The organism is Inquilinus limosus MP06 (assembly GCF_000767795.1).
Lineage (GTDB): Bacteria > Pseudomonadota > Alphaproteobacteria > DSM-16000 > Inquilinaceae > Inquilinus > Inquilinus limosus_E.
On sequence record NZ_JANX01000030.1, the window covers coordinates 1 to 22,620 of the forward strand.

Genomic DNA, 22,620 nt, shown 5'->3' on the forward strand with positions numbered 1-22,620 from the left:
GGGTCGACCGGCAGCGTGATGCGCGCCCGGCCCAGCCGGCTGTCCCGGTCGGCCTTCGGGCCACCAGCCGCACCCGGCCGTCGAACGCCGCCTCGACGCCGGCGACCCTGATCCGGGCCGGCTGGCCCGCCGCCAATGCCGGCAGGTCGACCTCGGGTACCTCGGCCTCGAGCTCGACCTCCCCCTCGCGGATCAGCTTGACCAGCGGCCCGGAGCCTGCGAGCGCGCCGACCCGGGCGGCGCGTTCGGAGACGATGCCCGCGGTCGGCGCCCGGATCTCGGCCCGGCCTAGCCGGGTGCGGGCGTCGTCGGCCTTGGCCTGCGCCTGCGCCACCTCGGCCCGCGATACCTCCAGCATCTTGTCGGAGGAGACGGCGACGGCACGCCGCTTGTCGTATTCCTGCGGGTTGAAGGCGGAGGAGCCGCGCAACTGCTCGATGCGGCGGAAGCTGGCCGCGGCCTCGGCCTGCGTCGCCTGATCGCGCGCCAGCCCGGCCTGCGCCCGCAGCACCGCCGCCTCGGCGTCGTGCAGCGCGGCGGTCAGGAGGTCGGTCTCCAGCCGCAGGATCACCTGGCCGGCCGCGACCCGGTCGCCTTCCTCGACCAGCACCTCGGCGATGCGCTGGCCCTCGATGGCAGTGCCGATCGCGATCTCCTCGCGCGGCATCACCGTGCCGGTCAGCGACAGCGTCCGCTCGATCGGGCGCTGCCGGGCGACGGCGACCGAGACCACCGGCCGGGCCTGCCCGGCCGGCGCCATGGCCGACCCGATGCCGTCGGCGCCGGTCATCACGATGGCCGTGGCCGCCAGGGCGGCCACTCCCAGGCCGAACAGCACGGTCAACCAGGGCCGCGGGCGGCGCCGCGCGGCTTGCATCACGGATCGTTCCGCCGGGTCTGGCGGTCGGCTGTCGGACATGTCTGTTTCGCTTTGGTTCTTCGAGCGGGCGGAACTCGCCGGGGAGCTCCGGCCTGCCGAGGGGATGCGCCTATCGCGCTGGATCTGATGGTCCTGAAAGGGCTGGATGTTCGGCAGCTGTCACGGCCTGCTGACGGAAGCGCCGCAGACCGCCAGGGTATCCCTGGGCTTCAGCGCCGCGGCCAGGCGCTGGGATCCCCACGCCATGATCAGCACGGCGCCGATCACGCCCAGGATCGCCAGCGACATCGCCGTGCGCCCCACGGGGTCGGCCGCGGTCACAGGCTCGCCTGACGCTATGGACCCCGCACGCATCGACGACCGTTCATCGACCATGTCTCTCGACCTTCTGCCGCCGGATCGCCGTTCGCCCTGGCGACGCCATGGCGCGACATTCCCCTTCAGGAGATGTCCCGATCCCCGGCAGTCAATGCACCCCGAGCATTGCCGGAACATTGCACGCGATGTTCTGCCAGCATTGCCGGCGACAGCGACTGTGAAGAATGAGCCGGGGTATAGATCATTGTGCTGGCGGCGAGGTGCGTTCCCCGCTTCAGTGGGGTGACGGCCCGGACCTGCGCGACCGTCGAAGGAGAACTGATCTTGCGGAGGCTGGCATGACTCGCCGTCCATCCCTGACACGGCGGCTGGTGCTGCGCCTCTCCGTGCTGCAGATCGTGGCGGTCGTGCTCGCGGTGATCGCGACATTCGTGCTGCTGGCAGGGAAGCAGGACCGCGAGTCCTTCGGTGCGGTCTATGCCGCCGACATTCTCGGAAAGAATGTGGAACGGGCCGGGGATGGAGGGCTGAGCCTGTCGGACTCCCCGGCCGTGCAGGAGATCCGCCGACGGATCGCCTCGGGCTTCTGGTTTCGCATCACCGACGGCACCCGGACGATCGCCGAGGGCGCCGGCCCTTCCGGCATCCTGTCGGTCGCCGAGGCTCTGCAGGGCGGGGTCAACTATTCCGAGCTGAATGCGCCGGACGGGACATTCATCGGCTCGCTCCAGGCGATCAGCACACCGGATGGGCTCAGGCTGCTCGTCGCCACCGGCCCGATCGACATGGGTCTCTGGCCGATGCTCGTCGCCGCCGTGGATCCGGACAGCGCCTACTTTCTGTACCTGGCCCTGGCGCTGGTCATCGGGACGGTGATCGCGGTGCCGCTGACCGTCCGTTCCGCGCTGAAGAATCTCGGTCTCGTAGCGAACGCAGCAGCGCGCATCGATCCGGATCGGCGCGGGAACCGGCTGCCGGTCGAGCAGGTGCCGCGCGAGATCACGCCGCTGGTGGCTGCCGTGAACGAGGCGCTGACCCGCCTGGACGCGGGCTATGAGCGGCAGCGCCGCTTCCTGGCCAGCGCCGCGCATGAGTTGCGGACGCCGATCGCGATCCTGAAGCTCAGGCTCGAAGCCTTCGGGGACGAGCCCATCAAAGCGAGCCTCGGCCGGGACCTCCTGAGGCTCGAGCTCATGGCCGATCAGCTGCTCGACCTGGAGCGGTTGCGCAGCCGTACCAGCCTGTTCTCCGCCGTGGACCTGGTGGCCTTGGTCCGCAAGGTCGCGGCGGATCTGGCGCCGCTGGCGATCGCCACCGGCTACGACCTGGTCGTCGAGGCAGAGGAGGAGCGGGTCGACGTCGACGGCGACAACGCGGCGCTGGAGCGTGCAATCGCCAACCTGATCCACAACGCCATCCAGCATGGCGGCCAGGCCGGCATGATCGTCGTGCGGGTGGAACGTGGCGGCAGCATCGTCGTTCAGGATGAGGGGCCGGGCATTCCCCGCGAGGAGCGTGAGCGCATTTTCGAGCCGTTCCACCGCCTGGCCGGTAGCGGCGCCGGCTCCGGGCTAGGGCTCAACCTGGTGTCGGAAATCGCCCAGGCCCATGGTGGTCGAACGATCGTCCGCGACGGTCCCCGCGGCGGAGCGTCGTTCCATCTGGATTTGAGCCACCGCACCGGGACCGGAACTGGCTAGACAAATTCCGCAGCCGCACAGATGTACCGATAACGTCGCGAGCAGGCCTCTGTCGTGTGCTGTCCTCAGGTCGTCCCGGTTCTCCGCTGACCTGCAATGTCATCCTGCGCTGCATCAAGATCCCGGCCAAAGCCGACATGTCCGCTATCTGAGCCGTTTTTGTTGTCCGGTTTGGGTGCGCCTCGTCAGGCTGATCTAGCCAGCGACGGCAGGATCCTTTGGCTCGACGTCGTGTCCGGTTTGGGGCCACTACACGGGTGACCGTATATGGCATCGCGACTGCCTGCTCGACCAACTGAAAGCGGTTGCCAACATAAGTTAGTTAGATTAACTAACTTATGTTGATCGGAATCGTGGGAAACATCGTGGCAGGCGAGATCGTTGCCGGCATTGATATCGGCGGAACCAAGACGCAGCTGGTCACCGCGCGGGACGGCATCACGCTGACCAACCGGACCGACATGACCAGAAAGTGGCGCAGTCATCGCGCCGAGGAGGATGCGGCTGCGCTCGTCTCCATGGTCCGCGAAGCGGTGGGCGGCGCCGAGCCGGCCGCCATCGTGGTCGGTGCGCATGGCTGCGACAGCACCGACCAATGCCAGGCATTCCAGGAGCTGATTGCAGCCCGCACAGGCGGCTCGGTTCTTGTCCTCAATGATTCCGAGCTGCTGCTGCCGGCGGCCGGCCATGCGATGGGGATCTCCGTCATTGCCGGTACGGGCTCGATCGCTGTCGCCCGCCTCCCCGACGGCACCATGCTGACGGCCGGCGGCTGGGGATGGTTCCTCGGCGACGAAGGCAGTGCCAGCGGCCTGGTGCGTGACGCCGCGCGGGCGGTGCGAGCCGCGCTGGACCGGGGCGAGGCCATGGATCCGCTGGCGCAGATGCTGCTCGGCATCCTCGACATCGATGACCCGGTGCGGCTCGGCAAGACCCTGGCGGCCGAGGGCAGTGCCGCCGGAATCGGCCGCCACGCGCCCGCCCTCTTTGCCGCCGCCGAGGGCGGGTCGGAAATCGCCCGGAGCGTGATCGAGGCCGGCGGTCAAGCTTTGGCTCTCCTGGTCCGGCGGCTGGTGGACCGTGGGGCGACGGGCGGCTGCGTGGTCGCGGGCGGAGGGGTCATTACCAGCCAGCCGCTGCTGATGCGGGCCTTCGAGTCCGCGGTGGCCGAGCAGGTGCCGGGCTGGACGGTGACGCTGCTGACCATCCCGCCGGCCTTTGGCGCGGTCCGGCTCGCCGAAGCCCTGATCCGAGGCGATCTCCCGCCGCAGCTGCCGCGGCCGGCAACCGCACGAATGGTCCTGGCCGCCGACCGGAGGATGCGATGACTGTCACCGACGCCCCCGCCGGGCGCACGCCGACTTCGCCGGGGCTGCGGATCGTCCCGGCGCGATACTGGGGCCAGCGGTTCGGCGCCGCACTGCTGATGGCGATCGTCCTGGGCTTCGCCGCCCTGGTCGCCAGCAGCCGGAACGTTCAATGGAACGCGATCGGGACCTATCTTTTCGATCCGACGATTCTGGACGGCGTCAGGTTGACGCTGGTCTTCACCGTTCTCGCCATGGCGATCAGCATTCTGGCCGGCATCGTGCTGGCGATGATGCGCCTGGCGTCGAACCCGATCCTGTCGGGTTTCGCAGGCTTCTACATCTGGTTCTTCCGCGGCACGCCGCTGCTGGTGCAGATCATCTTCTGGTTCAACATCCAGCTGTTCATCCCGGCTATCGAGGTCGGGCCGCTGCATGTCGAGACCAACACCCTGATCTCGGCGTTCACGGCCGCTCTGCTGGCGCTCAGCCTGAACGAATCCGCCTATGTCGCGGAGATCGTGCGCGGCGGCCTCCTGGCCGTCGACAAGGGACAGGGCGAGGCGGCGACGGCGCTGGGCTACACCCCGTTCCAGACCCTGACCCGGATCGTGCTGCCGCAGGCGCTGCGCGTCATCATCCCGCCGATCGGCAATCAGACCATCTCGATGCTGAAGACCACCTCGCTGGTCTCGGTCGTGGCGGCGCAGGACCTGCTGACGCGGGTCCAGAACATCTACGCCAAGAACTTCCTGATCATCGAGCTGCTGATCGTCGCCAGCATCTGGTATCTGGTGCTGACCACGGCCGCCTCGCTTGGCCAGTCCTGGATCGAGCGACGCCTGGGCCGAAGTGATCGCGCGCCGTCGAAGGCCTGGCGGATCCTCGGCGCGGCGGGGAGGCAGGGCTGATGGGCGCGGCCGGACAGACATCCGCGCCGCGGCCGATGGTCGAGGCGATCGGCGTGCGGAAGGCGTTCGACAGCCTGCAGGTTCTGTCGGGCATCGACCTGACCATCCGCAAGGGTGAGGTCGCCTGCATGCTGGGCCCGTCCGGCAGCGGCAAGTCGACCTTCCTGCGCTGCATCAACCATCTGGAGAAGGTCAGCGGCGGTGAGATCCTGGTCGATGGCGAGCTGATCGGCTACCGCCGCCAGGGCGACCGCCTCTACGAGCTGAAAGCTTCCGAACTGGCGCGCCAGCGCCGCGACGTCGGCATGGTGTTCCAGCGCTTCAACCTGTTCCCGCATCTCGACGTGCTGGAGAACATCGTCCAGGCGCCGGTGCTGATCCGCGGCGAGCCGCGGGCGGATGTCGTCGCCCGTGCCCGGGCGCTGCTGGAGATGGTCGATCTCGGCGACAAGGCCCAGGCCTATCCGCAGCAGCTGTCGGGAGGCCAGCAGCAGCGGGTGGCGATCGCCCGGGCGCTGGCCATGCGGCCGAAGCTGATGCTGTTCGACGAGCCGACCTCGGCCCTCGACCCGGAGCTGGTCGGGGAGGTGCTGGCGGTGATGAGGCGCCTGGCCGCCGAGGGCATGACGATGCTGGTCGTCACCCATGAGCTGGGCTTCGCCCGCGAGGTCGCGGACCGGGTGATCTTCATGGACCAGGGCGTGGTGGTGGAGGAGGGAACGGCCGCCGAGGTGCTGGACCAGCCCCGGCACCAGCGCACCCAGGCGTTCCTGCGGCGGGTCCGCTGACCGGCCCGCCGACGGGATCGATGCAAACCGTGCAATGCAAACAGGGAGTGAGACAATGACGAGCAAGCTCTTCGTTCTGATGGCCGCCGCAATCCTTGGTGCCGGCGCGGCGCAGGCGGCGGAGGTCGACCCGGCGCTGCGAGCCATGCTGCCCGAAGCCATCCGGCAGGCGGGCGAGATCCGGGTGGGCACCGACCCGCAGCAGCCGCCCTATGATTTCTATGACACCGACAACACGACCCTGATCGGGCTGGAACAGGATCTCGCCGCCGAGATGGCGGCTCGGTTGGGGGTCAAATTCACCTTCTCCCCCGCCCAGTTCGCCAGCATCATCCCGGCGATCCAGGCCGGCCGCTTCGATCTCGGCATCTCGGCCTTCGGCGATTTCATCGAGCGCGAGAAGATCCTCGACATCATCGACTACACGCTCGAAGGCACCGGGCTGATCGTGCTCGAGGGGAATCCCCACAACATCAAGAAGATCAGCGACATCTGCGGCCTGCGTGCCGGCGCGGTGCAGGGCTCGATTCCGCTGCAGCTGCTCGACAAGCAGAAGGGGCTGTGCCCGGCCGATAGGCCGCTGGAGGTGCTGCAGTTCCCGTCGAACGACCAGGCCAAGGTGGCGATGCGCAGCGGGCGTCTCGACGTCTCGCTCGATACCGTCGGCGTCGCCGCCTACACGCTCGCCCACCAGCCGCAGACCGGCAAGAAGCTGGAGCTGGTCGACACCGCCAAATACGCGGTCGGCTACCAGGGCATCCTGGTCGGCAAGAACAACCCCGAGCTGCGCGACGCGATCAAGGCGACGCTGCAGAAGATGATCGATGACGGCGCCTACGGGAAGATCTTCGCCAAGTGGGGCCTCAGCCAGAACGCCGTCACCACCATCACCGTCAACGATGCGGCCCGCTGGGCCGATTACATGAAGCTCGACTGAGCCACCTATCCCCGACTGCAACGGACCAGACCCATGACAGACAGAGTCAGTTACCGCGACGGCATCGCCCTGCAGCCGAAGGCGCTGGAGGCGAGCCGGCAGGCCGTGGCCGCGATGCTGGAGCGGGCGGATCTGGCGCCGTTGCAGCGGGGCACCGTCGCCCTGGTCGGCATCGGCGCCAGCCTCTATGCGGCCGAGGCCGGCGCCGCCGCGATGCGCGGCCAGGGCATCCGGGCCTTCGCGCTGCCCGGCACCGACCTCTACGACCCGGCGGTCGATGCGGCCGATGCCTATGTCGCGATCTCCGCCTCTGGCCGCAGCGTCGAGCCGGCCCAGGCGCTCCGGATCCGGCCGCAGGCCGCGACCTTCGGCATCGCCAAGACCGCCGAAACGCCGCTGGGCGAGGTCGCCCGGACCATGATCGCGACGGCCAGCGGCCCGGACAGCGGCCCGAACACCACCAGCTATGTCTGCGCGCTGCAGGCGATCGGCCTGCTGGCGGACGGGGCCGGCCGGCCTTCGGGCGCCGACTGGGCCGCGCTGCCGGCAGCGGCCGAGGACGTCCTTGCCGCCGTGGTCGGGCCGGTGGTGAAGGCGTCGGCCCTGCTGGCCGGCCGCACCGCTATCGACTGCGTCGGCTCCGGCATCGCCTTCGGCACTGCGGGCTACACCGCGCTGCTGATCCGCGAGGCGGCGCGCGTCGCGGCGCAGGGATGGGATACGCTGAACTTCCTGCACGGTCCGATGGAACCGAACGACGCGCGCAGCGGCGTGATCCTGTTCGGCGACGGGCGGGAGGTGACGCTGGCGCGGGATCTGGCCGGCTTCGGCATTCCGTCGGTGCTGATCACCACGCGCGGCGACGTGACCGATGCGACGAACCTGGTGGTGATCCGGGTCCCCGGAACCGGGCTGCCGGGCGCGATCCTGCAGGCGATCCCGGCGCAGCTGCTGATCGCCGACCTGGCCGAGGCCGCCGGCCTGCCGGTCTGCAACTTCCGCTACCGGCAGACCGACACCAAGCTGCCTTTGAAGGCGGCCTGACCGGTCAGCGCTGCCCGCTTGCCGCCCGGGCCGGGCGACGGGCGGGCCGCGGCTCCTCCGCCCCATCGGCTTCGGGCAGCAGCGAGACGGCCGGGCGCCGGTCCTCTCCCAGCAGCGTGCCGAGGCTGTAATCCGCCGCAAGCCCGACGGCACCGAGCACCGTGGCTTTCCGGGTCAGCCGGCTGACGGCGATCTCGGTTGGCCAGGTCAGCTCGGCGACCGTCCGGGCGATCTGCTCCACCATCAGCTCGTTCTGGCCGACGCCGCCGCCGAGCACCGCGAGGCCTGGGTCGAGCACGCCGACACAGGCGGCGACCAGCCGGCCGATATCGGCGGCATGCCGGTCGATGCAGGCGCGCGCATGGGCCGAGCTCGCGGCCCGCGCGAACAGCTCCTCGGCGCTGCGTGGCGGCGCACCCTCCCCGGATGGCCAATCGCGGGCGCAGCGGGCGACCAGACTGGCCGATCCCAGATATTCCTCCAGCGCCTCCAGCCGCGGCGTTTCCGTCGCCGACCAGGGGAAGGGTAGGCGGCCGACCTCGCCGGCCGCGCCGTTGAAGCCGCGGAACAATCGGCCATCGATGACGATGCCGAGCCCGATCTTGATGCCGACCTGCAGGTAGATGAACGACGCGCGCCCTTGGGCCGTCCCCTCCCGCAGCTCCGCCAGCGCGGCGCAGTTGACGTTGTTCTCCAGCAGGATCGGCACGCGGAAGCGGCGGTGCAGGCTCCGCGCGATGGCCGGAAGGTCCTTGCCCCGGCCTCGCGGCGCCAGGGCGGAGGAGACGATGGTCGGCACCGCCACGGCGATCGCCCGCAGCGGCCCGTCCCGGCGGACGCGATCCAGCACCTGCTCCACCGCGCCGTCGATTTCCGACGAGGGCATGTCGGCCTCCGCGATCGGCCGCCCGTCCAACCCGGCCGCGATCGCATGGGTATGGGTCGTGCCCGCATCGATGCCGACGACGATGCCGGCCTGGGGCCCGAGGCCATAGGTGACGGCGGTCCGGCCCGTCGGCCCCTTGACCGTGCCGCGCGACGCCACCAACCCATGCGCTTCGAGCTCGCCGACCGCGGCCGACATGGTCGGTTTCGAGAAGGCGAGCAACGCGCCCAGCTGCGGCCGGGTGATCGGGCCGGAGGTCGACACGGTCCGCAGGACCGCGCGGGCGCTTTCGGTGAGGGCTGGCGGCGGCCCGGCGACCGGGAGGGCTTTCGGCGGATTCGGCATCGACACGCAGTGGCGGAGGAACCGGCCGATGATAGGGCAAGCGCAGCGGCTTCGAAACCTGAACCGCCGGTTTTGCGGGCGACTTCTCGGTCGCCGCTTTCCTGGTTGATCCGGCCTTGTGTCACCGACTCCCTCCGGTCCGTGTCCGTGACCGTCATGTCCTCTTGAGGTGCCGGTCGAGACGGCCGGTTCCGGGCACGTTCCGCAACCCAGGTTAGCCGAGAAGGCCCGCATCCGTGGCCTCCGGCGATGTCCAGTCTCAGGAACTCGCGGCCACGTCGGCTTCTGGCCCACCCTTACCTGGTGGCGCCAGCAGGGGAGGGTGACAAGCGGTCACCGCGGACGGAGCGGCGGACGTCCGGATCTCGCTGGAGCAGATGTTTCACCACCCCGCCCGACAGATCCGCTCGACGCGCGGGCCCGACGCGTCGGGCACATTGGCTTGAGTTCCGCCAGCCAACCTTTGCCGTCAGGCCGAACAAGCAAGCTTGAAGAAGGGAATGGGGAGACGCTACTGGACGGCATTCGCGCTGAATGCATAGAAGCGTCTGAAATGGGTGGCCGATGATCGAACTCCCCAAGGACCTTCCCATCATCGAGCGTAGCGCAGTTCGTCTGGTCGTGCTTGATGGAAGCCAGCGCGTTCTGTTGTTTCACACTCGCGATCCGGAGCGTCCCGAACTCGAGCCTTGGTGGGAGCTGCCCGGTGGTGGCATCGATCCCGGTGAGACGTATCTCGACGCTGGAGTTCGCGAGCTGCGCGAGGAGACCGGATTCATAGTCGCGCCGGACCAGGTTGGTCCGGCGAACTGGCAGCGGCGGGCCAGCTTCATTCACCGGCGGACACGCCATCTGCAGGACGAAGTCGTGGTAGCCGTGCGGCTGGACGGCAGCGGCTTGCTTATCGACGAGTCCAACCGGCTCGATTACGAGCGGGAGGATTACTTCGGATTCCGATGGTGGCCGGTCGCCGACATTGTGCACAGCCGAGAGCGGTTCTATCCGGGCCGGCTGCCTGAGTTGCTGGCCGCGTTCCTGGCCGGCGAGGACATCAGGGAGCCGTTCGAGCTCTGGTCCTGATTCAGGCTGCCTGTCGGTTGCGGTGCCCAAGAATTTCGGCGTTCCCGGCTGCTCAATGTGGAGAGGCGGTATGTTCGCTTCGGGGAGCCGAGTTCGATGACCGGTTGCAGGAGCCTTTTGGGCGCTAGGTCGGTGCGCGGTATGGAGAAGCCGCGCCGATGACCGGTTCTGGCACGGGCGAGACGGTCTGCGCGGTCCCACCCTGGTCAAGTCTTCTGGCTGAGGAACAGCCCCATCTCCGTCCGGACCTCCAGCACGCCGCCCGCTTGCGCGAAGGCGCGGTCGATGGCGTCCCGGAAGGACTTCTGCTGAAGCTCGCTGGCGGTCTCGCCTGGCGGAAAGGACGTCAGCGCCAGGAACACATCCTCGGGATCGTTGATCCGGAGGCTCGCCGGATACCGGGACCAAGCCACGTTGCCGAATTGCGACCGCATCAGCCGCTCCGCCGTGTCGAAACCGAAGATCCTGGCCATCGGCTCGGACGGGGTGCCCCCGAACACCGTCGTCAGCTCGTACAGCTCGCGCATGTTGCCGGCGCCGTTGGTGGTGACTGCCAGGACACCGCCGGGCTTGAGCACGCGGGCCATCTCCACGATGCCGACGGCCGGGTCGGTCACGTGATACAACATGTGCATCGCGACGACGGCATCGAAGCTGCCGTCGTCGAAAGGCAGGGCCGCTGCGTCCGCTTGCCGGCCCGAGACCGAACCGAACGGCAGAGTTCGGCACCGGCTCGTCGCCTCCTCGACCATGCCAGGCGACTGATCGGCCAGGGTCAGAGCAAGCTGGTCCGGCAGCCTGTCCGCCACGGAGGCCCAGAACCAGCCCGGGCCGCAGCCGATGTCGAGCACATGGTCGCCGGCCCTGAAGGGTAGCTGCTGCGCCACCCAGGCGAACCACGATGTCTCGGCCACTGTGTCTTCCCGATGCAGTCGCGCCCGCGCCGCGAGCTTCCGGCTGTCGCCGTACTGCTTGGCCATGCCTGCGGTCGCGGATGGCGCGCTGCCGTGGTCGTTGTCGCTCATAGAGCCTCGCTCAGCCGTTGCGGGCGAGCCTATGCGCCAGCCGGGCGGGTGGCAATCTCGGGGGCGGCAGCGGACCTTCGCCCTTGGGTGAGCGACTCGAGGGCGAAGTCGGCCGTGTCCGGTTTGGAGACGCCGGTGCAGAGTCCGCTTCCGGCGCAGACGAGCCGATCTCTTCGGCCGGCTAGAAATATGGTGCCGGGCGGATGTGAGAGGCTCCGCTATGTCGCCGGTATTTCTGCGGCCGGAAGTCCGGACCGCGGCAGACGCGCCGGCGCGGTCGCCAAGCCCTCGACCGAGGTGCGGATCAGGTCCCTCAGGCCTTCGTCTTCGACCAGCTGTAGCGCGGTCTTCGGCGTCACCCACCGAGCCTCCCGCTCCCGGCGCTCCCGCCAGGTGTCCTCCTGGCGCTCGACCAGAAGGGCGAACACCCGGACCTCGCAAGGGGCGGCGACGCCGTCGCCGTCCAGCCATTTGTCGTAGACGAAGCTGCCGATCGGCTTGTCAGAAACGGTACCCCGGACGCCAGCCTCCTCGAAGGCCTCCTGTGCGGCCGACCTGGCGGGCTTCTTGCCCTTGATCTTCCATCCCTTCGGGACGATCCAGCGCCCCGTCCGCCGCGTGGTGACGAGAAGGATCTCAAGAGATCCGTCTGCCCGGAAGCGATAGGGCAATGCGCCATACTGGCGGCGGGGCGCCTTTGGCTTGATCCTCTCACCCATCGGCCAGGCCCGCCGTCGACGCCAGAACCATCATCAAATCCTGACCGTGCGCCGCCATATCAGCGGAGCTGTGAGCTTGATCCGGGCCGGGGTCGCCCGGGCGGCGCGGCTTCCCGATGCCAGATCGACGGCATGGCGGGCGATGTCGTCCACCGGATGATCGAAGGTGGTCAGCTGGTACGACATCCAGCCCGCCTGCATGACGTTGTCGAAACCGATCACCGACACGTCCTCCGGCACGCGCAGGCCGAATTCGTGCCGGGCCGCGTCGATCAGACCGAAGGCGGTCGCGTCATTGACGCAGAACACCGCATCGGGCCGCTCCGCCGCAGTGAACAGCCGGTGGGCGGCACCGACGCCGTTGTCATAGCTGGTCATCTGACCCAGCCGGACCACGGCTGGCTCCAGGCCGACCGCGCGGGCGGCGTCTACGAACGCGTCGGCGCGGGCCGACAGGCTGGGGGTGCCGAGCTCGGTCGTGACCACGGCCGGGCGGCGGCAGCCGGCGCGCAGGAACAGGCCCAGTGCCTGGCGCGCCGCGCCCGCATTGTCGAGCAGGATGTTGTCCGGGCCGACGAGCCGGTCGTCGCGGCTGATCAGGATCAGCCGCTGCCCGTTGTCCAGGCATTCGCGCACGATCGACTGGGCCGGCGTCCCCGACATCACGATGGTGGCGTCGGCGCGGTAGTTGAGAGCGCGGCGCAATGTCGTCGCGACATCATCCAAAGGGCCGCCGACGCAGAGCAGCACGGCCACCTTTCCGGCCTCCTGCAGCTTTTCGGTGATCGCGCGGGTGAGGCGCGACGGCTGGGCGGCGTCGACGTCCGCCACCACCAGGCAGACGATCCCCGTCTCCTGCCGCGACACGCCGCGGGCCAGATGGTTGACGTGGTAGCCCAGCGCCTCGGCCGCGGCCAGGACGCGCTGCCGCGTCTCCTCCGACACGCTGGCGCCCGGGGTGAAGGTGCGGGACACGGCGGAGCGCGACACCCCGGCCAGCTCGGCCACGGCGCGGGCGCCGACGAAGCGCCGGGAGGCGAGATCCTCCTCCTGTGGCGGAGAGTCCGGTGGCGTGCTGTCGCGGCCGGGCATGCCGGGTCTGCTCCTTCAATCAATGCTTCGATCATAGGCTGTTTGCAACCATGTGCAAACGGATCTGTGCAGCTGACGCTTGACCGTTGGTATGATCGGTCTTGTCTCGACAAATGCAGGCATCGAGCCGTGTCACAAATTTGTCATTGACGGAGCAGGATCGATCGCACAGCATTTGCACGCGGTTGCAATCAAGAATGCTGGGGAGGAATGACAATGCCCACGACATCGAAGACGGCTGCCCTGTCCTGCGCGGCGATCGCGCTGGTCGCCGGCATGGCGCTGCGCTCCGCGCCCGCCCAGGCCGAGGGCTCGGTGGTGGTCTATTGCGGCGTGAACGAGGAATGGTGCCGGGCCGCGGCCAGCGCCTTCCAGGAGAAGACCGGCATCCATGTCGATATGACGCGGCAGAGCGCCGGCGAGATCTTTGCCCGCCTGCGGGCCGAGAAGGAGAATCCGCGTGGCGACATCTGGTATGGCGGCACCGGCGACCCGCATCTGCAGGCGGCGGCTGACGGGCTGACCGAGCCTTACAAGTCGCCCGCGCTGGGCCAGTTGCGGGACTGGGCACAGGACCAAGCCAAGCGCTCCGGCGACCGCACCGTCGGGCTGTATCTCGGCGTGCTCGGCTTCGGCTACAACGAGCAGGAGCTGAAGGACCGCAACCTGGCGGCCCCGGCCTGCTGGTCCGACCTGCTGAAACCGGAGTTCGAGGGCGAGGTCCAGATGGCCGACCCGAACTCCTCGGGCACCGCCTGGACCATGCTGGCGACCATCGTGCAGCTGATGGGCGAGGACAAGGCGTTCGAGTACCTCGTCGGCCTGAACAAGAACATCGACCAGTACACCAGCGCCGGCGCGGCGCCGGCCCAGGCCGTGGGCCGCGGCGAGACCATCGTCGGCATCGCCTTCCAGCACGATCTGATCAACGCCGCCAAGCAGTCGCCGGCGGTGAAGGTGGTCTCGCCCTGCGAAGGCACCGGCTACGAGATCGGGTCGATGAGCCTGATCAAGGGCGCCCGCCATATGGAGGAGGCGAAGAAGTTCTACGACTGGGCGCTGACGCCGGAGGCGCAGGCGATCGCCGCGAAGAACGGCAGCTTCCAGGTGCCGTCCAACACCGCCTCCGCGGTGCCGCCGGAATCCCCGGACACCAGCAACATCAAGCTGATCCACTACGATTTCGAGAAATACGGCTCCTCGGCCGAGCGGACGCGGCTGCTGTCGCGCTGGACCAAGGACGTGAAGAACGGCGGCTGACGTGACGGCGACGGGATTGCGGAAAGGGGCCGCCACGGCGCGGCTGTCCGGCGCGCGGCTATGCCTGCTGCTCGGCTGGGCGTCGATTCTGGTCCTGCCCTGGTACGGCATCGAGGGTGGGCTGGTCCAGGCCCTGACCGAGGGCGGGGCGCCGGCGGTGGTCGAGGCCGCTCGCGGCAGCCCCTGGCTCTTCGGCCTGATGCTGCCGCTGCTGCTGGCCAGCCTGGCCGAGCTGCGGCGGCAGCCGCGTCTCATGGTCTGGGCCGGGGCGGCGGGCGTCGTCTGGGCCCTGCTGCAGGGTTTCGCCATCGACCGGCAGGGCTGGGCGATCGTCGATCTCGGCAGCCTGTCCGGCTGGGCCGCGGCACAGCCGGCGCTCGGCTGGGGGGCCCTCGGCTACCTGGTGGCGATGGCGCTCTTGGCCGCGCATGGCTTGGCCCGGCAGGGCTGGTGCAAGGGCGACGCCTTCACCGTCGGTGCCCTGGTCACAGTCTGCGGCTCGATCCTGATCTTCGTCGGCTACCCGGTGCTGTGCGTCCTCCTGTCGGCGTTCAAGGACAATCAGGGGCAGGTCGATCTGCCGATGTTCGCCGACAAGCTGGCCGATTCCTCGATCTGGGGTCTGGCCTGCCTGTCCGGCGGGCGCAGCTGCGGCGTGGCCTGGAACTCGCTGGCCCAGGCCACGCTGGTCGGGGTGCTCAGCACGCTCCTGGGCCTCGCCTTCGCGCTGGTGGCCCAGCGCACCCGCTTCCCGTTCCCGCGCCTGTTCAAGGTGCTGGCCGTGCTGCCCGTCATCACGCCGCCCTTCGTCATCGGCCTGGCGCTGATCCTGCTGTTCGGCCGTGCTGGCATGGTCACGGCACTGCTGAACGACTGGTTCCACCTGCCGCGCAGCCGCTGGCTCTACGGCATGCCGGGCCTGACCATCGCCCAGCTGCTGGCCTTCACCCCGATCTCCTACCTGGTGCTGCTGGGCGTGCTGCAGGGCGTCAGCCCGAGCATGGAGGAGGCGTCGCAGACCCTCCGCAGCGGCCCGTGGCGCACCTTCCGCCACGTCACTTGGCCGCTGATCCGGCCGGGCCTGGCCAACGCCTTCCTGATCGCCTTCATCGAGAGCCTGGCGGATTTCGGCAACCCGATGATGATCGGCGGCAATTTCCGCGTGCTGTCGACCAGCGTGTACTTCGCCGTGGTCGGCGCGGCGCAGGACCAGGGCCAGGCCGCGGTGCTGGCGATCGTGCTGCTGACCTTCAGCCTGTCCGCCTTCCTGCTGCAGCGGCTGTGGATCGGACGGAGAAGCTACGTCACCGTCGCCGGCAAAGGCGATGCCGGGCTGCCGGGCCCGCTGCCCAAGCCGCTGCGCATCCTGTGCTACACGGTCGTGCTGCCCTGGATCGCGCTGACCGTCGCGGTCTACGGCATCATCATGGTCGGCGGCTTCGTCAGCGCCATCGGCAGCGACAACAGCCTGACGCTGAAGCATTTCCTGACCGCCTTCGCCATCGGCGACAGCGACCATGGCTGGTACCTGGCGGGTTCGGCCTGGAATTCGCTGATCACCACGCTGGAGGTCGCGCTGCTGGCCATGGTGCCGACCGCGGCGCTGGGGATCCTGACCGCCTATCTCCTGAACCGGCAGAGCTTCGCCGGCCGCGGCGCCTTCGAGTTCCTGACCATGATGAGCTTCGCCATCCCCGGCACGGTGATCGGCATCAGCTACATCCTGGCCTTCAACAGCGGCCCGATCGAGCTGACCGGCACGGCGATGATCATGATCATCGCCTTCGTGTTCCGGAACATGCCGGTCGGCATCCGCGCCGGGCTGGCCAATCTCAGCCAGATCGACCGCAGCCTGGATGAGGCGTCGCTGACGCTGGGCGCGCGGTCGGCCACCACGCTGCGGCGGGTGATCCTGCCGATCCTGCGGCCGGCGATCGCGACCTCGCTGGTCTATGCCTTCGTCCGGGCGATCACCAGCGTCAGCGCGGTGATCTTCCTGGTCAGCGGCGAGTTCAACCTCGCCACCGTCTACATCGTCGGCCGGGCCGAGTTCGGCGAATACGGGCTGGCGATCGTCTATTCCGCCGTGCTGATCACGATCATGGTGCTGGCGCTGATGGCGATCCAGGCCCTGGTCGGCGAACGGCGGATCGGCCGCCGGGCGGCAACCGTCCCGGCAACCCCTAACCGTCAATCCGTGGTGCAGGCGTGACAAGCAACCTCAATCTGGTCGACCACGCCGCAGGAGCCCGCGTCGCGGGCGGTCTTCCGGCGGTCGAGTTCCGTGCCGTCAGCAAGCGCTACGGTCCGGTGACCGCGGTCGATCGCGTCGGCTTCAGCATCCAGCGCGGCACGCTGGTCACCCTGCTGGGCCCGTCCGGCTGCGGCAAGACCACGACGCTGCGCCTGGTCGCCGGGCTGGAGCTGGCGACCGAGGGCCGGATCCTGATCGACGGCGAGGACGTCACCCACCGCTCCGCCGCGGAGCGCGACGTCAGCATGGTGTTCCAGTCCTACGCGCTGTTCCCGCACATGACGGTAATGCAGAACGTCTGCTACGGGCTGCGCGCCTCCGGCATCCCGCAGGCCAGGGCCGAGGCGATGGCGGCGGAGAAGCTGGCGGCCGTCGGCCTGTCCGGCTTCGAGCGGCGGCTGCCCAGCGAGCTGTCGGGCGGCCAGCAGCAGCGGGTCGCCGTGGCCCGCGCCATCGTGCTGGAGCCGAAGGTGCTGCTGTTCGACGAGCCGCTGTCCAACCTGGACGCCAAGCTGCGGCGCCGGGTGCGCGAGGACATCCGCAGCCTGCAGCAGTCGCTCGGCCTGACCGTCGTCTATGTCACTCACGACCAGGAGGAGGCGCTGGCCGTCTCCGACCGCATCGTGGTGATGCATTCGGCCCGGATCGTCCAGGACGGCACGCCGCGCGACCTGTATGAGCGGCCGGCGAACCGCTTCATCGCCGACTTCATCGGCAACGCCAACCTGCTGCCGGCGACGCTGCGGCGGCGCGACGGGGCGCTGGCGCAGGTCGAGCTCGGCGGCATCGTCCTGTCGCTGCCGCATCGCGAGCTGCCGCCCGGTCCGGTCGAGGTTGCGGTCCGGCCTCAATCGATCCGGCTGCGCGCCGGCACGGCCCAGGCCGGCGAGCTGGCCGGCACGATCCGCAAGGCCGCCTATCTCGGCAGCCATATGGAGTATCAGGTGGAGCTACCGGACATCGGGGCCGAGGCCTTCGTCATCGACGGCAATGTCGGCGAGCCCTTCGCCTCCGGCGCGGCGGTGGGCGTCGCGATCCCGGCGGACGGCGCCGCCCTGGTGCCGGCGGGAGATGCGGCGTGACGCAGGATCTGGACGAACGCCAGGCCTTCGGCCTGGACCTGGCCCTGCGCGCCGGCGCCCTGGCGCTGGGCATGCGCCGCACCCTGGCGCCGATCGAGGCCAAGAGCGCGATCGATTTCTGCACCGAGGCCGACCGGGCGGTGGAGCAGCTGGTCCGCGCCGAGATCGGCCGGCGCTTCGGCGACGCCGTGATCGGCGAGGAATACGGCGGCGAGGCGGCCGACCGCGTCTGGGTGGTCGATCCGATCGACGGCACCGCCGGCTACATCCACGGCTCCGGCCGCTGGTGCGTGTCGCTGGCCTATGTCCAGGACGGCGAGATCGAGATCGGCATCCTCTACGCCCCCGCCGACGACCGGCTGTTCGTCGCCCGGCGCGGCCAGGGCGCCACGCTGAACGGCAGGCCGATCCGGGTCAGCGGCCTGGCGCATGGCGCGGCGCCGCTGGTCGAGGTCGGCTGGTCCGAGCGCCGGCCGCTCGCGGCCTACTGCACCCTGCTGCAGCGCCTGACCGAGGCCGGCCTCGAGTTCCGCCGCCACGGCTCCGGCGCGCTCGGCCTGGCCGAGGTCGCCTGCGGCCTGAACGACGGCTATGCCGAGCTGCACATCAACGCCTGGGACGCGCTCGCCGGGATCCTCCTGGTGCGCGAGGCCGGCGGCTGGACCAACGACTTCCTGGCGGATGACGGGCTCTGCCCGCGGCAACCTGCTGCTCGCCTGCACCCCGGCTCTCAGCGACCGGCTGGCGGCGATGACCCGAGGCCTGGAGGCGCCGATCGAACAACCCGCGGCTCTGGCGGGCTAGGCCGGCCGCCGGCCCAACGGCGGCATCACCACAAAGGGGAGGAGCGACCATGGCATCGAGACGGCTTTCCGCCGTCGCCGGCATCCTGCTGGCGACGTTCCTGATTTCTCCGGCCATGGCGGCCGGGGACTTGGTGCTCGACAAGGCGGTGGTGCTGATGCGGCACGGCGTGCGGCCGCCGACCAGCAGCAAGGCGATCGCGCCTTTCGCCGCCAAGCCCTGGCCGGCATGGGAGGTCGCCGACGGCATGCTGACGCCGCACGGCGCCGAGGCGGTCGGCCGGCTCGGCGCCTGGGAGGGGCGGATGCTCGCCTCCCGCGGCCTGCTGAGCGCGCCGGAATGCCCGAAGCCGGGCGAGGTTTTCGCCTGGGCCAGCAGCCAGCTGCAGCGCACCGTCGACACCGGCAATGCCCTCCTGGCGGCCATGTTCCCCGGTTGCGGCCTGGCCGTCGGCCATGGCGACGCCAAGGGCGCCGACCCGCTGTTCACCGCCTCCGACACGGATGTCGGCCGCCTGGACCCGGAGAAGGGCAGGGCGGCGATCCTGGCGGCGATGGGCGGCAGCTTCGATGGGCCGAAGCGGCGCCTGGCGCCGCTGTACCGGGAGTTGAGCGGCATCCTCGGCTGCGGCGCCAAGGGCTGCGATTTCGCCGACCGGCCGTGGGAGATCGCGCCGAAGAGCGACGGCCGCAACCTGTCTCTGGAAGGCCCGATCGGCGAGGCCTCGACCATCGCCCAGGTGTTCCTGCTGGAATACGCCAACGGCCTGCCGCCGGACCAGCTGGCCTGGGGGCAGATCAAGTCGGCCGACGACGTGATCCGCCTCTCGGCCATGCGGCAGATCAAATACGAGTATTTCGAGCGCGTTCCCTACATTGCCCGGCGGGGCGCCTCCAACATCCTGAACCAGCTCCTGATCGGCCTGGCCGAAGGCGCCTCGGTGCCCGGTGTCGACACCGCCGGTGGCCCGCCCGACGCCAAGCTGACTCTGTTCGTCGGCAGCGACACCCAGATCGCCGAGATCGGCGGCATGCTCGACGCCCACTGGACGCTCGACAGCTACCTGAAGGACGAGACGCCGCCGAGCGGTGGCCTGGTGTTCGAGCGTCTGCTGGACAAGGCGACCGGCCAACACTTCGTCCGCGTCGGGTTCCTGACCCCGCGGCTGGACCAGATCCGCGCCGCCGCGGTGCTCGACGATGCCAATCCGCCGGAATTCGTCCCGGTCAGCCTGCCCGGCTGCGACGGTCAGCGTCCGGATGGTGCCTGCCCGATCGAGACCTTCGCGAAGATCGTCTCCGCCGCCCTGGATCCGACCGCGACGGCGCCGCAGACCTACCATTGACCGGTCCGGCCCGGTCGGATTCCGGCCGGGCCGTTTCCGCCACCCCAGCCCACTGCATCGGATGCCGCACGGAAAGGCCGACCCCATCATCCTGACGGACGATGAGCGCAGCCTCCTGGACCGGATCGCCGGCGGGACGGGCGAACAGGCCGTGGCGAAGCGGGCCGCGATCGTCCTGCTCGCCGCGGACGGGCTCAGCAACCGTTCGATCTCCGCGCAGCTTCGGCTCGAGGAGCACTGCATCGGGCGCTGGCGCAGGCGCTTCGCCCGGCAGCGCATCTGGGGGCTGTTCGACCGGCCTCGGACCGGCCGCCCGGCCTCGGCCCGCCCGGCATGACGCCTAAGCCACGCGGCTACAGACGGGCGGCCAGCATCAGGCGGACTGTCTGTTCCGCCGCATCGGCCAGCAGGATGCCGGTGTCCTGGATCGCATCCTCCAGCGAGCAGGGCCGCTTGAGGATGCTGAACACCGCGTCGATGCCGACCTCGCGGGTCGATTCGGCGCCGAGGCCGACGGTCCCGGCCAGGGCCACGACCGGCAGCTTGTGCCGCTTGGCGCGAACCGCGATCTCGGCCGGCACCTTGCCGAAGCAGGTCTGGCCGTCGATGCCGCCCTCCGCGGTCATCACCAGATCGGCCTTGGCCAGGTGCCGGTCCAGGTCGATGTAGCGCAGGATCAGGTCGAAGCGTGGATGCAGCCGGGCACCAAGAAACGCATGCAGGCCGGCGCCCAGCCCGCCGGAGGCGCCGCCGCCGGTCAGCGTCGCGACCTCGACGCCCAGGTCGCGGCGGACGATCCGGGCGAAGACCTCGAGCCCACGTTCCAGCAGCGCCACCTGCCGCGGCGTCGCGCCCTTCTGCGGCCCGAACACACGGGCCACACCCCGCTTTCCGAGCAGCATGTTGCAAGGATTGACCGCGACGTCGATGCGCATCTGGTCCAGGCGCGGGTCGCGATGGGACAGGTCGATGCGGTCGAGTGAGGCCAAAGCCGCGCCGGTGCCGGCGATCCGCCGTCCCGACGCATCCAGCAGGCGGACCCCCAGGGCCTGGGCCATGCCCATCCCGGCGTCATTGATGCCGGAATCACCGCAGCCGAGCAGGATGCGCTCGGCTCCGAGATCCAGCGCCGCCCGGATCAGCTCGCCGACACCCTGGCTGGTCGTCAGCGTCGGGTCGCGCAGGTCCTTCGGCACCAGGCGCAGCCCGGCCGCGGCCGCCATTTCGATCACCGCGACCCGCTTCCGCCGCCCGCCCAGGAAGCCGATCCCGGCCTCGACGACCTGGCCCACCGGACCGGTCACGGTGACCGGATGCAGCTCGCCGGCGGTGAGTTCGACCATCATCCGGGTGAAGCCCTCGCCGCCGTCGATCATCGGCAGCCGCGCGATCTTGGCGCGCGGCATGGCCCGGCGGACGCCGCAGGCCATGGCGTCCGCCACCTCGCGGACGCCGAGCCCCTCCTTGAAGCCGGACGGGGCGATCAGGACATGGAGGCGCCGCTTCGCGGGTTTCCTCGGCATGGTTCGCTCCTCCTACCCGGTGCCCAGCAGCGACCCGATGGCGGGCCAACCTATGGTCGCGAACAGCAGAATCAGCAGGAAGTGCAGCGGCAGAAGCACGGCGCTGAGCCGGGCGAGGTCACCGGCGCCGTAGCCCTGCTCGTCCAGGCGGCCGAACAGCGCCACCGGCTTGGCGCTGATCATCAGGGTCTGGCAGAAGCCTGTCGCCGCGACCGTGGCCAGCATCGCCACGATCGGGTTGATTCCGGCCGACTGTGCCAGGATCAGCACGGGCGGCAGCAGGATCGTCACCCGCGCAGTCCGGCTGTGGATGACAAGATGCGCCAGCAGCCCCAGCACCGTCACCAGCGCCAGCACCGCCGGGATCGGCAGCCCGCCCCGCTGCAGCGGCCGGAACATGGTCGCGACCAGCCATTCATGCAGGCCGGAGGCGGCAAGGCCGTCGGCCAGGCAGATCGTGGCGGCCAGGAACAGCAGCAGGCCGAGATCGGCCTGGCGCAGCGCGTCGCGGAAAGAGGGAGCCCCGAGGCCGGGGCAGAAGGCGGCCAGGGCGCCCAGCAGCGCCACGATGGTGGGGTCGACCCGGTGCAGCGGCTCGGCCAGCCAGCCCACGACCACCGCGCCTGCGATCCAGAGAACCGGCTGCTTGCGGAGCGGCGTGCCGCCGGCCTCGGCCGGCGGCAGCTCCAGCCGCGCGCCACGCTGTTCGGGCGTCAGGAACAGCCGCAGGATCGCCTCGGTCGACAGGAGGGCGCTGAGCGCCGCGAAGGGCAGCCCGAACGCAACCCATTCGAGATAACCGACGGCCTGGCCCGTCAGTTGCTGCGTCATGCCGATGGCGAGCAGATGCGCCCCGGCGCCGAGCGGGGATGCTACGGCGGACAGCAGGATCGCGGTCGGGAACAGCAGGGCGAAGGCAGTCCGCATCCCGCGGCTGCCGCAATGCGGGGCGATCGCCGCATAGGCCGGGACCAGCATCGCGGCCCGGCCGGAGGTCGAGGGGACGATGAAGGCCGTGGCGAAGGTGATGGCGGCCAGGGCGTAGGCGAGGGCACGGACCGAGCGCAACCGCGCCGCGGCCAGGGCGATCAGACGGTCGGCGGCGCCGGTCGACCGGAACGCCGCCGCCAGCAGGAAGGAGGCGAGCAGCAGCCAGATCAACTGGGTGCCGAGGGGGGCGAACAGGGCCTCGGGCCGCCCGGTGACGAGCAGCGTCATGGCCAGGGCGGCGGCGACCGCGACGAAGGTGTCGTCCAGCGCCGTCAGGGTCCAGCCGACCAGTGCCAGCAGCAGGACGATCAGCGCGCGCCGCGCCTCCGG

21 protein-coding genes are annotated in these 22,620 nt (G+C 69.8%); 13 read left to right on the forward strand and 8 right to left on the reverse strand.

Annotated features, from left to right (window positions below; all coding sequences use genetic code 11):
- Together P409_RS04670 and P409_RS41160 are read right to left on the reverse strand one after the other, a co-directional pair.
- On the reverse strand, nt 1–877 hold an 877-nt coding region (locus P409_RS04670), incomplete at its 3' end, for an efflux RND transporter periplasmic adaptor subunit (protein ID WP_238578591.1).
- 162 nt (nt 878–1,039) lie between these two features.
- Nucleotides 1,040–1,168: a hypothetical protein gene (locus tag P409_RS41160; protein ID WP_274519143.1), complete on the reverse strand. Its 129-nt coding sequence runs from the start codon at nt 1,166–1,168 to the stop codon at nt 1,040–1,042.
- Nucleotides 1,169–1,536: 368 nt separating this feature from the next.
- Between P409_RS41160 and P409_RS04680 the strand changes: the two genes are divergently transcribed.
- The 6 genes from P409_RS04680 (at nt 1,537) to P409_RS04705 (ending at nt 7,885) form a co-directional block, all read left to right on the forward strand.
- Nucleotides 1,537–2,898, forward strand: coding sequence for a sensor histidine kinase (locus P409_RS04680; protein ID WP_034832350.1), 1,362 nt, complete (start codon nt 1,537–1,539; stop codon nt 2,896–2,898).
- A gap of 365 nt (nt 2,899–3,263) precedes the next feature.
- A complete protein-coding gene (locus tag P409_RS04685; protein WP_202964555.1) occupies nt 3,264–4,226 on the forward strand; it encodes an N-acetylglucosamine kinase in 963 nt (320 codons plus the stop codon).
- A complete protein-coding gene (locus tag P409_RS04690; protein ID WP_052120030.1) occupies nt 4,223–5,116 on the forward strand; it encodes an amino acid ABC transporter permease in 894 nt (297 codons plus the stop codon). The genes P409_RS04685 and P409_RS04690 overlap by 4 nt, the downstream gene beginning before the upstream one ends.
- Nucleotides 5,116–5,904: an amino acid ABC transporter ATP-binding protein gene (locus P409_RS04695; protein ID WP_034832352.1), complete on the forward strand. Its 789-nt coding sequence runs from the start codon at nt 5,116–5,118 to the stop codon at nt 5,902–5,904. Before P409_RS04690 ends, P409_RS04695 begins: the two co-directional genes overlap by 1 nt.
- A 55-nt stretch (nt 5,905–5,959) precedes the next feature.
- Nucleotides 5,960–6,841: an ABC transporter substrate-binding protein gene (locus P409_RS04700; protein WP_034832354.1), complete on the forward strand. Its 882-nt coding sequence runs from the start codon at nt 5,960–5,962 to the stop codon at nt 6,839–6,841.
- Nucleotides 6,842–6,874: 33 nt separating this feature from the next.
- The gene (locus P409_RS04705; protein ID WP_034832357.1) at nt 6,875–7,885 is read left to right on the forward strand and encodes an SIS domain-containing protein; all 1,011 of its coding nucleotides are present in this window, start codon (nt 6,875–6,877) and stop codon (nt 7,883–7,885) included.
- 4 nt (nt 7,886–7,889) lie between these two features.
- Here the strand turns inward: P409_RS04705 and P409_RS04710 are convergent, their stop codons facing one another.
- Complete coding sequence (locus P409_RS04710) at nt 7,890–9,350, reverse strand: ROK family transcriptional regulator (protein WP_202964556.1); 1,461 nt, start codon at nt 9,348–9,350, stop codon at nt 7,890–7,892.
- 330 nt (nt 9,351–9,680) lie between these two features.
- Between P409_RS04710 and P409_RS04715 the strand changes: the two genes are divergently transcribed.
- Complete coding sequence (locus tag P409_RS04715; protein ID WP_193366474.1) at nt 9,681–10,196, forward strand: NUDIX hydrolase; 516 nt, start codon at nt 9,681–9,683, stop codon at nt 10,194–10,196.
- Between the two features lie 206 nt (nt 10,197–10,402).
- Here the strand turns inward: P409_RS04715 and P409_RS04720 are convergent, their stop codons facing one another.
- From P409_RS04720 to P409_RS04730, 3 genes are all read right to left on the reverse strand, one after another.
- Nucleotides 10,403–11,221, reverse strand: a complete 819-nt coding sequence (locus P409_RS04720; protein ID WP_034832360.1) for a class I SAM-dependent methyltransferase — start codon at nt 11,219–11,221, stop codon at nt 10,403–10,405.
- A gap of 218 nt (nt 11,222–11,439) precedes the next feature.
- Nucleotides 11,440–11,940: an NUDIX hydrolase gene (locus P409_RS04725; protein ID WP_034832364.1), complete on the reverse strand. Its 501-nt coding sequence runs from the start codon at nt 11,938–11,940 to the stop codon at nt 11,440–11,442.
- Nucleotides 11,941–11,973: 33 nt separating this feature from the next.
- Nucleotides 11,974–12,948 (reverse strand): LacI family DNA-binding transcriptional regulator, encoded by a 975-nt coding sequence (locus tag P409_RS04730; protein ID WP_034832387.1) that lies wholly within the window; start codon nt 12,946–12,948, stop codon nt 11,974–11,976.
- 300 nt (nt 12,949–13,248) lie between these two features.
- Here P409_RS04730 and P409_RS04735 point away from each other — a divergent pair, with 300 nt between their 5' ends.
- The 6 genes from P409_RS04735 (at nt 13,249) to P409_RS38690 (ending at nt 20,114) form a co-directional block, all read left to right on the forward strand.
- Nucleotides 13,249–14,292, forward strand: coding sequence for an ABC transporter substrate-binding protein (locus P409_RS04735; protein ID WP_034832367.1), 1,044 nt, complete (start codon nt 13,249–13,251; stop codon nt 14,290–14,292).
- 1 nt (nt 14,293) lies between these two features.
- A complete protein-coding gene (locus P409_RS04740) occupies nt 14,294–16,504 on the forward strand; it encodes an ABC transporter permease (RefSeq protein ID WP_238578592.1) in 2,211 nt (736 codons plus the stop codon).
- Entirely contained in the window at nt 16,501–17,628 is a 1,128-nt protein-coding gene (locus P409_RS04745) for an ABC transporter ATP-binding protein (protein WP_238578593.1), read from the forward strand. Before P409_RS04740 ends, P409_RS04745 begins: the two co-directional genes overlap by 4 nt.
- Nucleotides 17,625–18,536: an inositol monophosphatase family protein gene (locus tag P409_RS04750; RefSeq protein ID WP_152613238.1), complete on the forward strand. Its 912-nt coding sequence runs from the start codon at nt 17,625–17,627 to the stop codon at nt 18,534–18,536. The genes P409_RS04745 and P409_RS04750 overlap by 4 nt, the downstream gene beginning before the upstream one ends.
- Nucleotides 18,482–19,777: a histidine-type phosphatase gene (locus P409_RS37760; RefSeq protein WP_052120033.1), complete on the forward strand. Its 1,296-nt coding sequence runs from the start codon at nt 18,482–18,484 to the stop codon at nt 19,775–19,777. The genes P409_RS04750 and P409_RS37760 overlap by 55 nt, the downstream gene beginning before the upstream one ends.
- A 61-nt stretch (nt 19,778–19,838) precedes the next feature.
- Complete coding sequence (locus P409_RS38690; RefSeq protein ID WP_034832370.1) at nt 19,839–20,114, forward strand: helix-turn-helix domain-containing protein; 276 nt, start codon at nt 19,839–19,841, stop codon at nt 20,112–20,114.
- A gap of 16 nt (nt 20,115–20,130) precedes the next feature.
- Here the strand turns inward: P409_RS38690 and P409_RS04765 are convergent, their stop codons facing one another.
- Both P409_RS04765 and P409_RS04770 read right to left on the reverse strand, forming a co-directional pair.
- Nucleotides 20,131–21,300, reverse strand: a complete 1,170-nt coding sequence (locus tag P409_RS04765) for a glycerate kinase family protein (protein WP_034832372.1) — start codon at nt 21,298–21,300, stop codon at nt 20,131–20,133.
- A 12-nt stretch (nt 21,301–21,312) separates the two neighbouring features.
- The coding region (locus P409_RS04770; RefSeq protein ID WP_034832375.1) for an SLC13 family permease at nt 21,313–22,620 on the reverse strand (1,308 nt) is incomplete at its 5' end.

Coding starts and splice junctions, on each gene's coding strand:
- P409_RS41160 (WP_274519143.1), bottom strand. CDS start 1,168: ATGTCGCTGGCGATCCTGGGCGTGATCGGCGCCGTGCTGATCATGGCG.
- P409_RS04680 (WP_034832350.1), top strand. CDS start 1,537: ATGACTCGCCGTCCATCCCTGACACGGCGGCTGGTGCTGCGCCTCTCC.
- P409_RS04690 (WP_052120030.1), top strand. CDS start 4,223: ATGACTGTCACCGACGCCCCCGCCGGGCGCACGCCGACTTCGCCGGGG.
- P409_RS04695 (WP_034832352.1), top strand. CDS start 5,116: ATGGGCGCGGCCGGACAGACATCCGCGCCGCGGCCGATGGTCGAGGCG.
- P409_RS04700 (WP_034832354.1), top strand. CDS start 5,960: ATGACGAGCAAGCTCTTCGTTCTGATGGCCGCCGCAATCCTTGGTGCC.
- P409_RS04705 (WP_034832357.1), top strand. CDS start 6,875: ATGACAGACAGAGTCAGTTACCGCGACGGCATCGCCCTGCAGCCGAAG.
- P409_RS04710 (WP_202964556.1), bottom strand. CDS start 9,350: ATGCGGGCCTTCTCGGCTAACCTGGGTTGCGGAACGTGCCCGGAACCG.
- P409_RS04715 (WP_193366474.1), top strand. CDS start 9,681: ATGATCGAACTCCCCAAGGACCTTCCCATCATCGAGCGTAGCGCAGTT.
- P409_RS04720 (WP_034832360.1), bottom strand. CDS start 11,221: ATGAGCGACAACGACCACGGCAGCGCGCCATCCGCGACCGCAGGCATG.
- P409_RS04725 (WP_034832364.1), bottom strand. CDS start 11,940: ATGGGTGAGAGGATCAAGCCAAAGGCGCCCCGCCGCCAGTATGGCGCA.
- P409_RS04735 (WP_034832367.1), top strand. CDS start 13,249: ATGCCCACGACATCGAAGACGGCTGCCCTGTCCTGCGCGGCGATCGCG.
- P409_RS37760 (WP_052120033.1), top strand. CDS start 18,482: ATGGCATCGAGACGGCTTTCCGCCGTCGCCGGCATCCTGCTGGCGACG.
- P409_RS38690 (WP_034832370.1), top strand. CDS start 19,839: ATGCCGCACGGAAAGGCCGACCCCATCATCCTGACGGACGATGAGCGC.
- P409_RS04765 (WP_034832372.1), bottom strand. CDS start 21,300: ATGCCGAGGAAACCCGCGAAGCGGCGCCTCCATGTCCTGATCGCCCCG.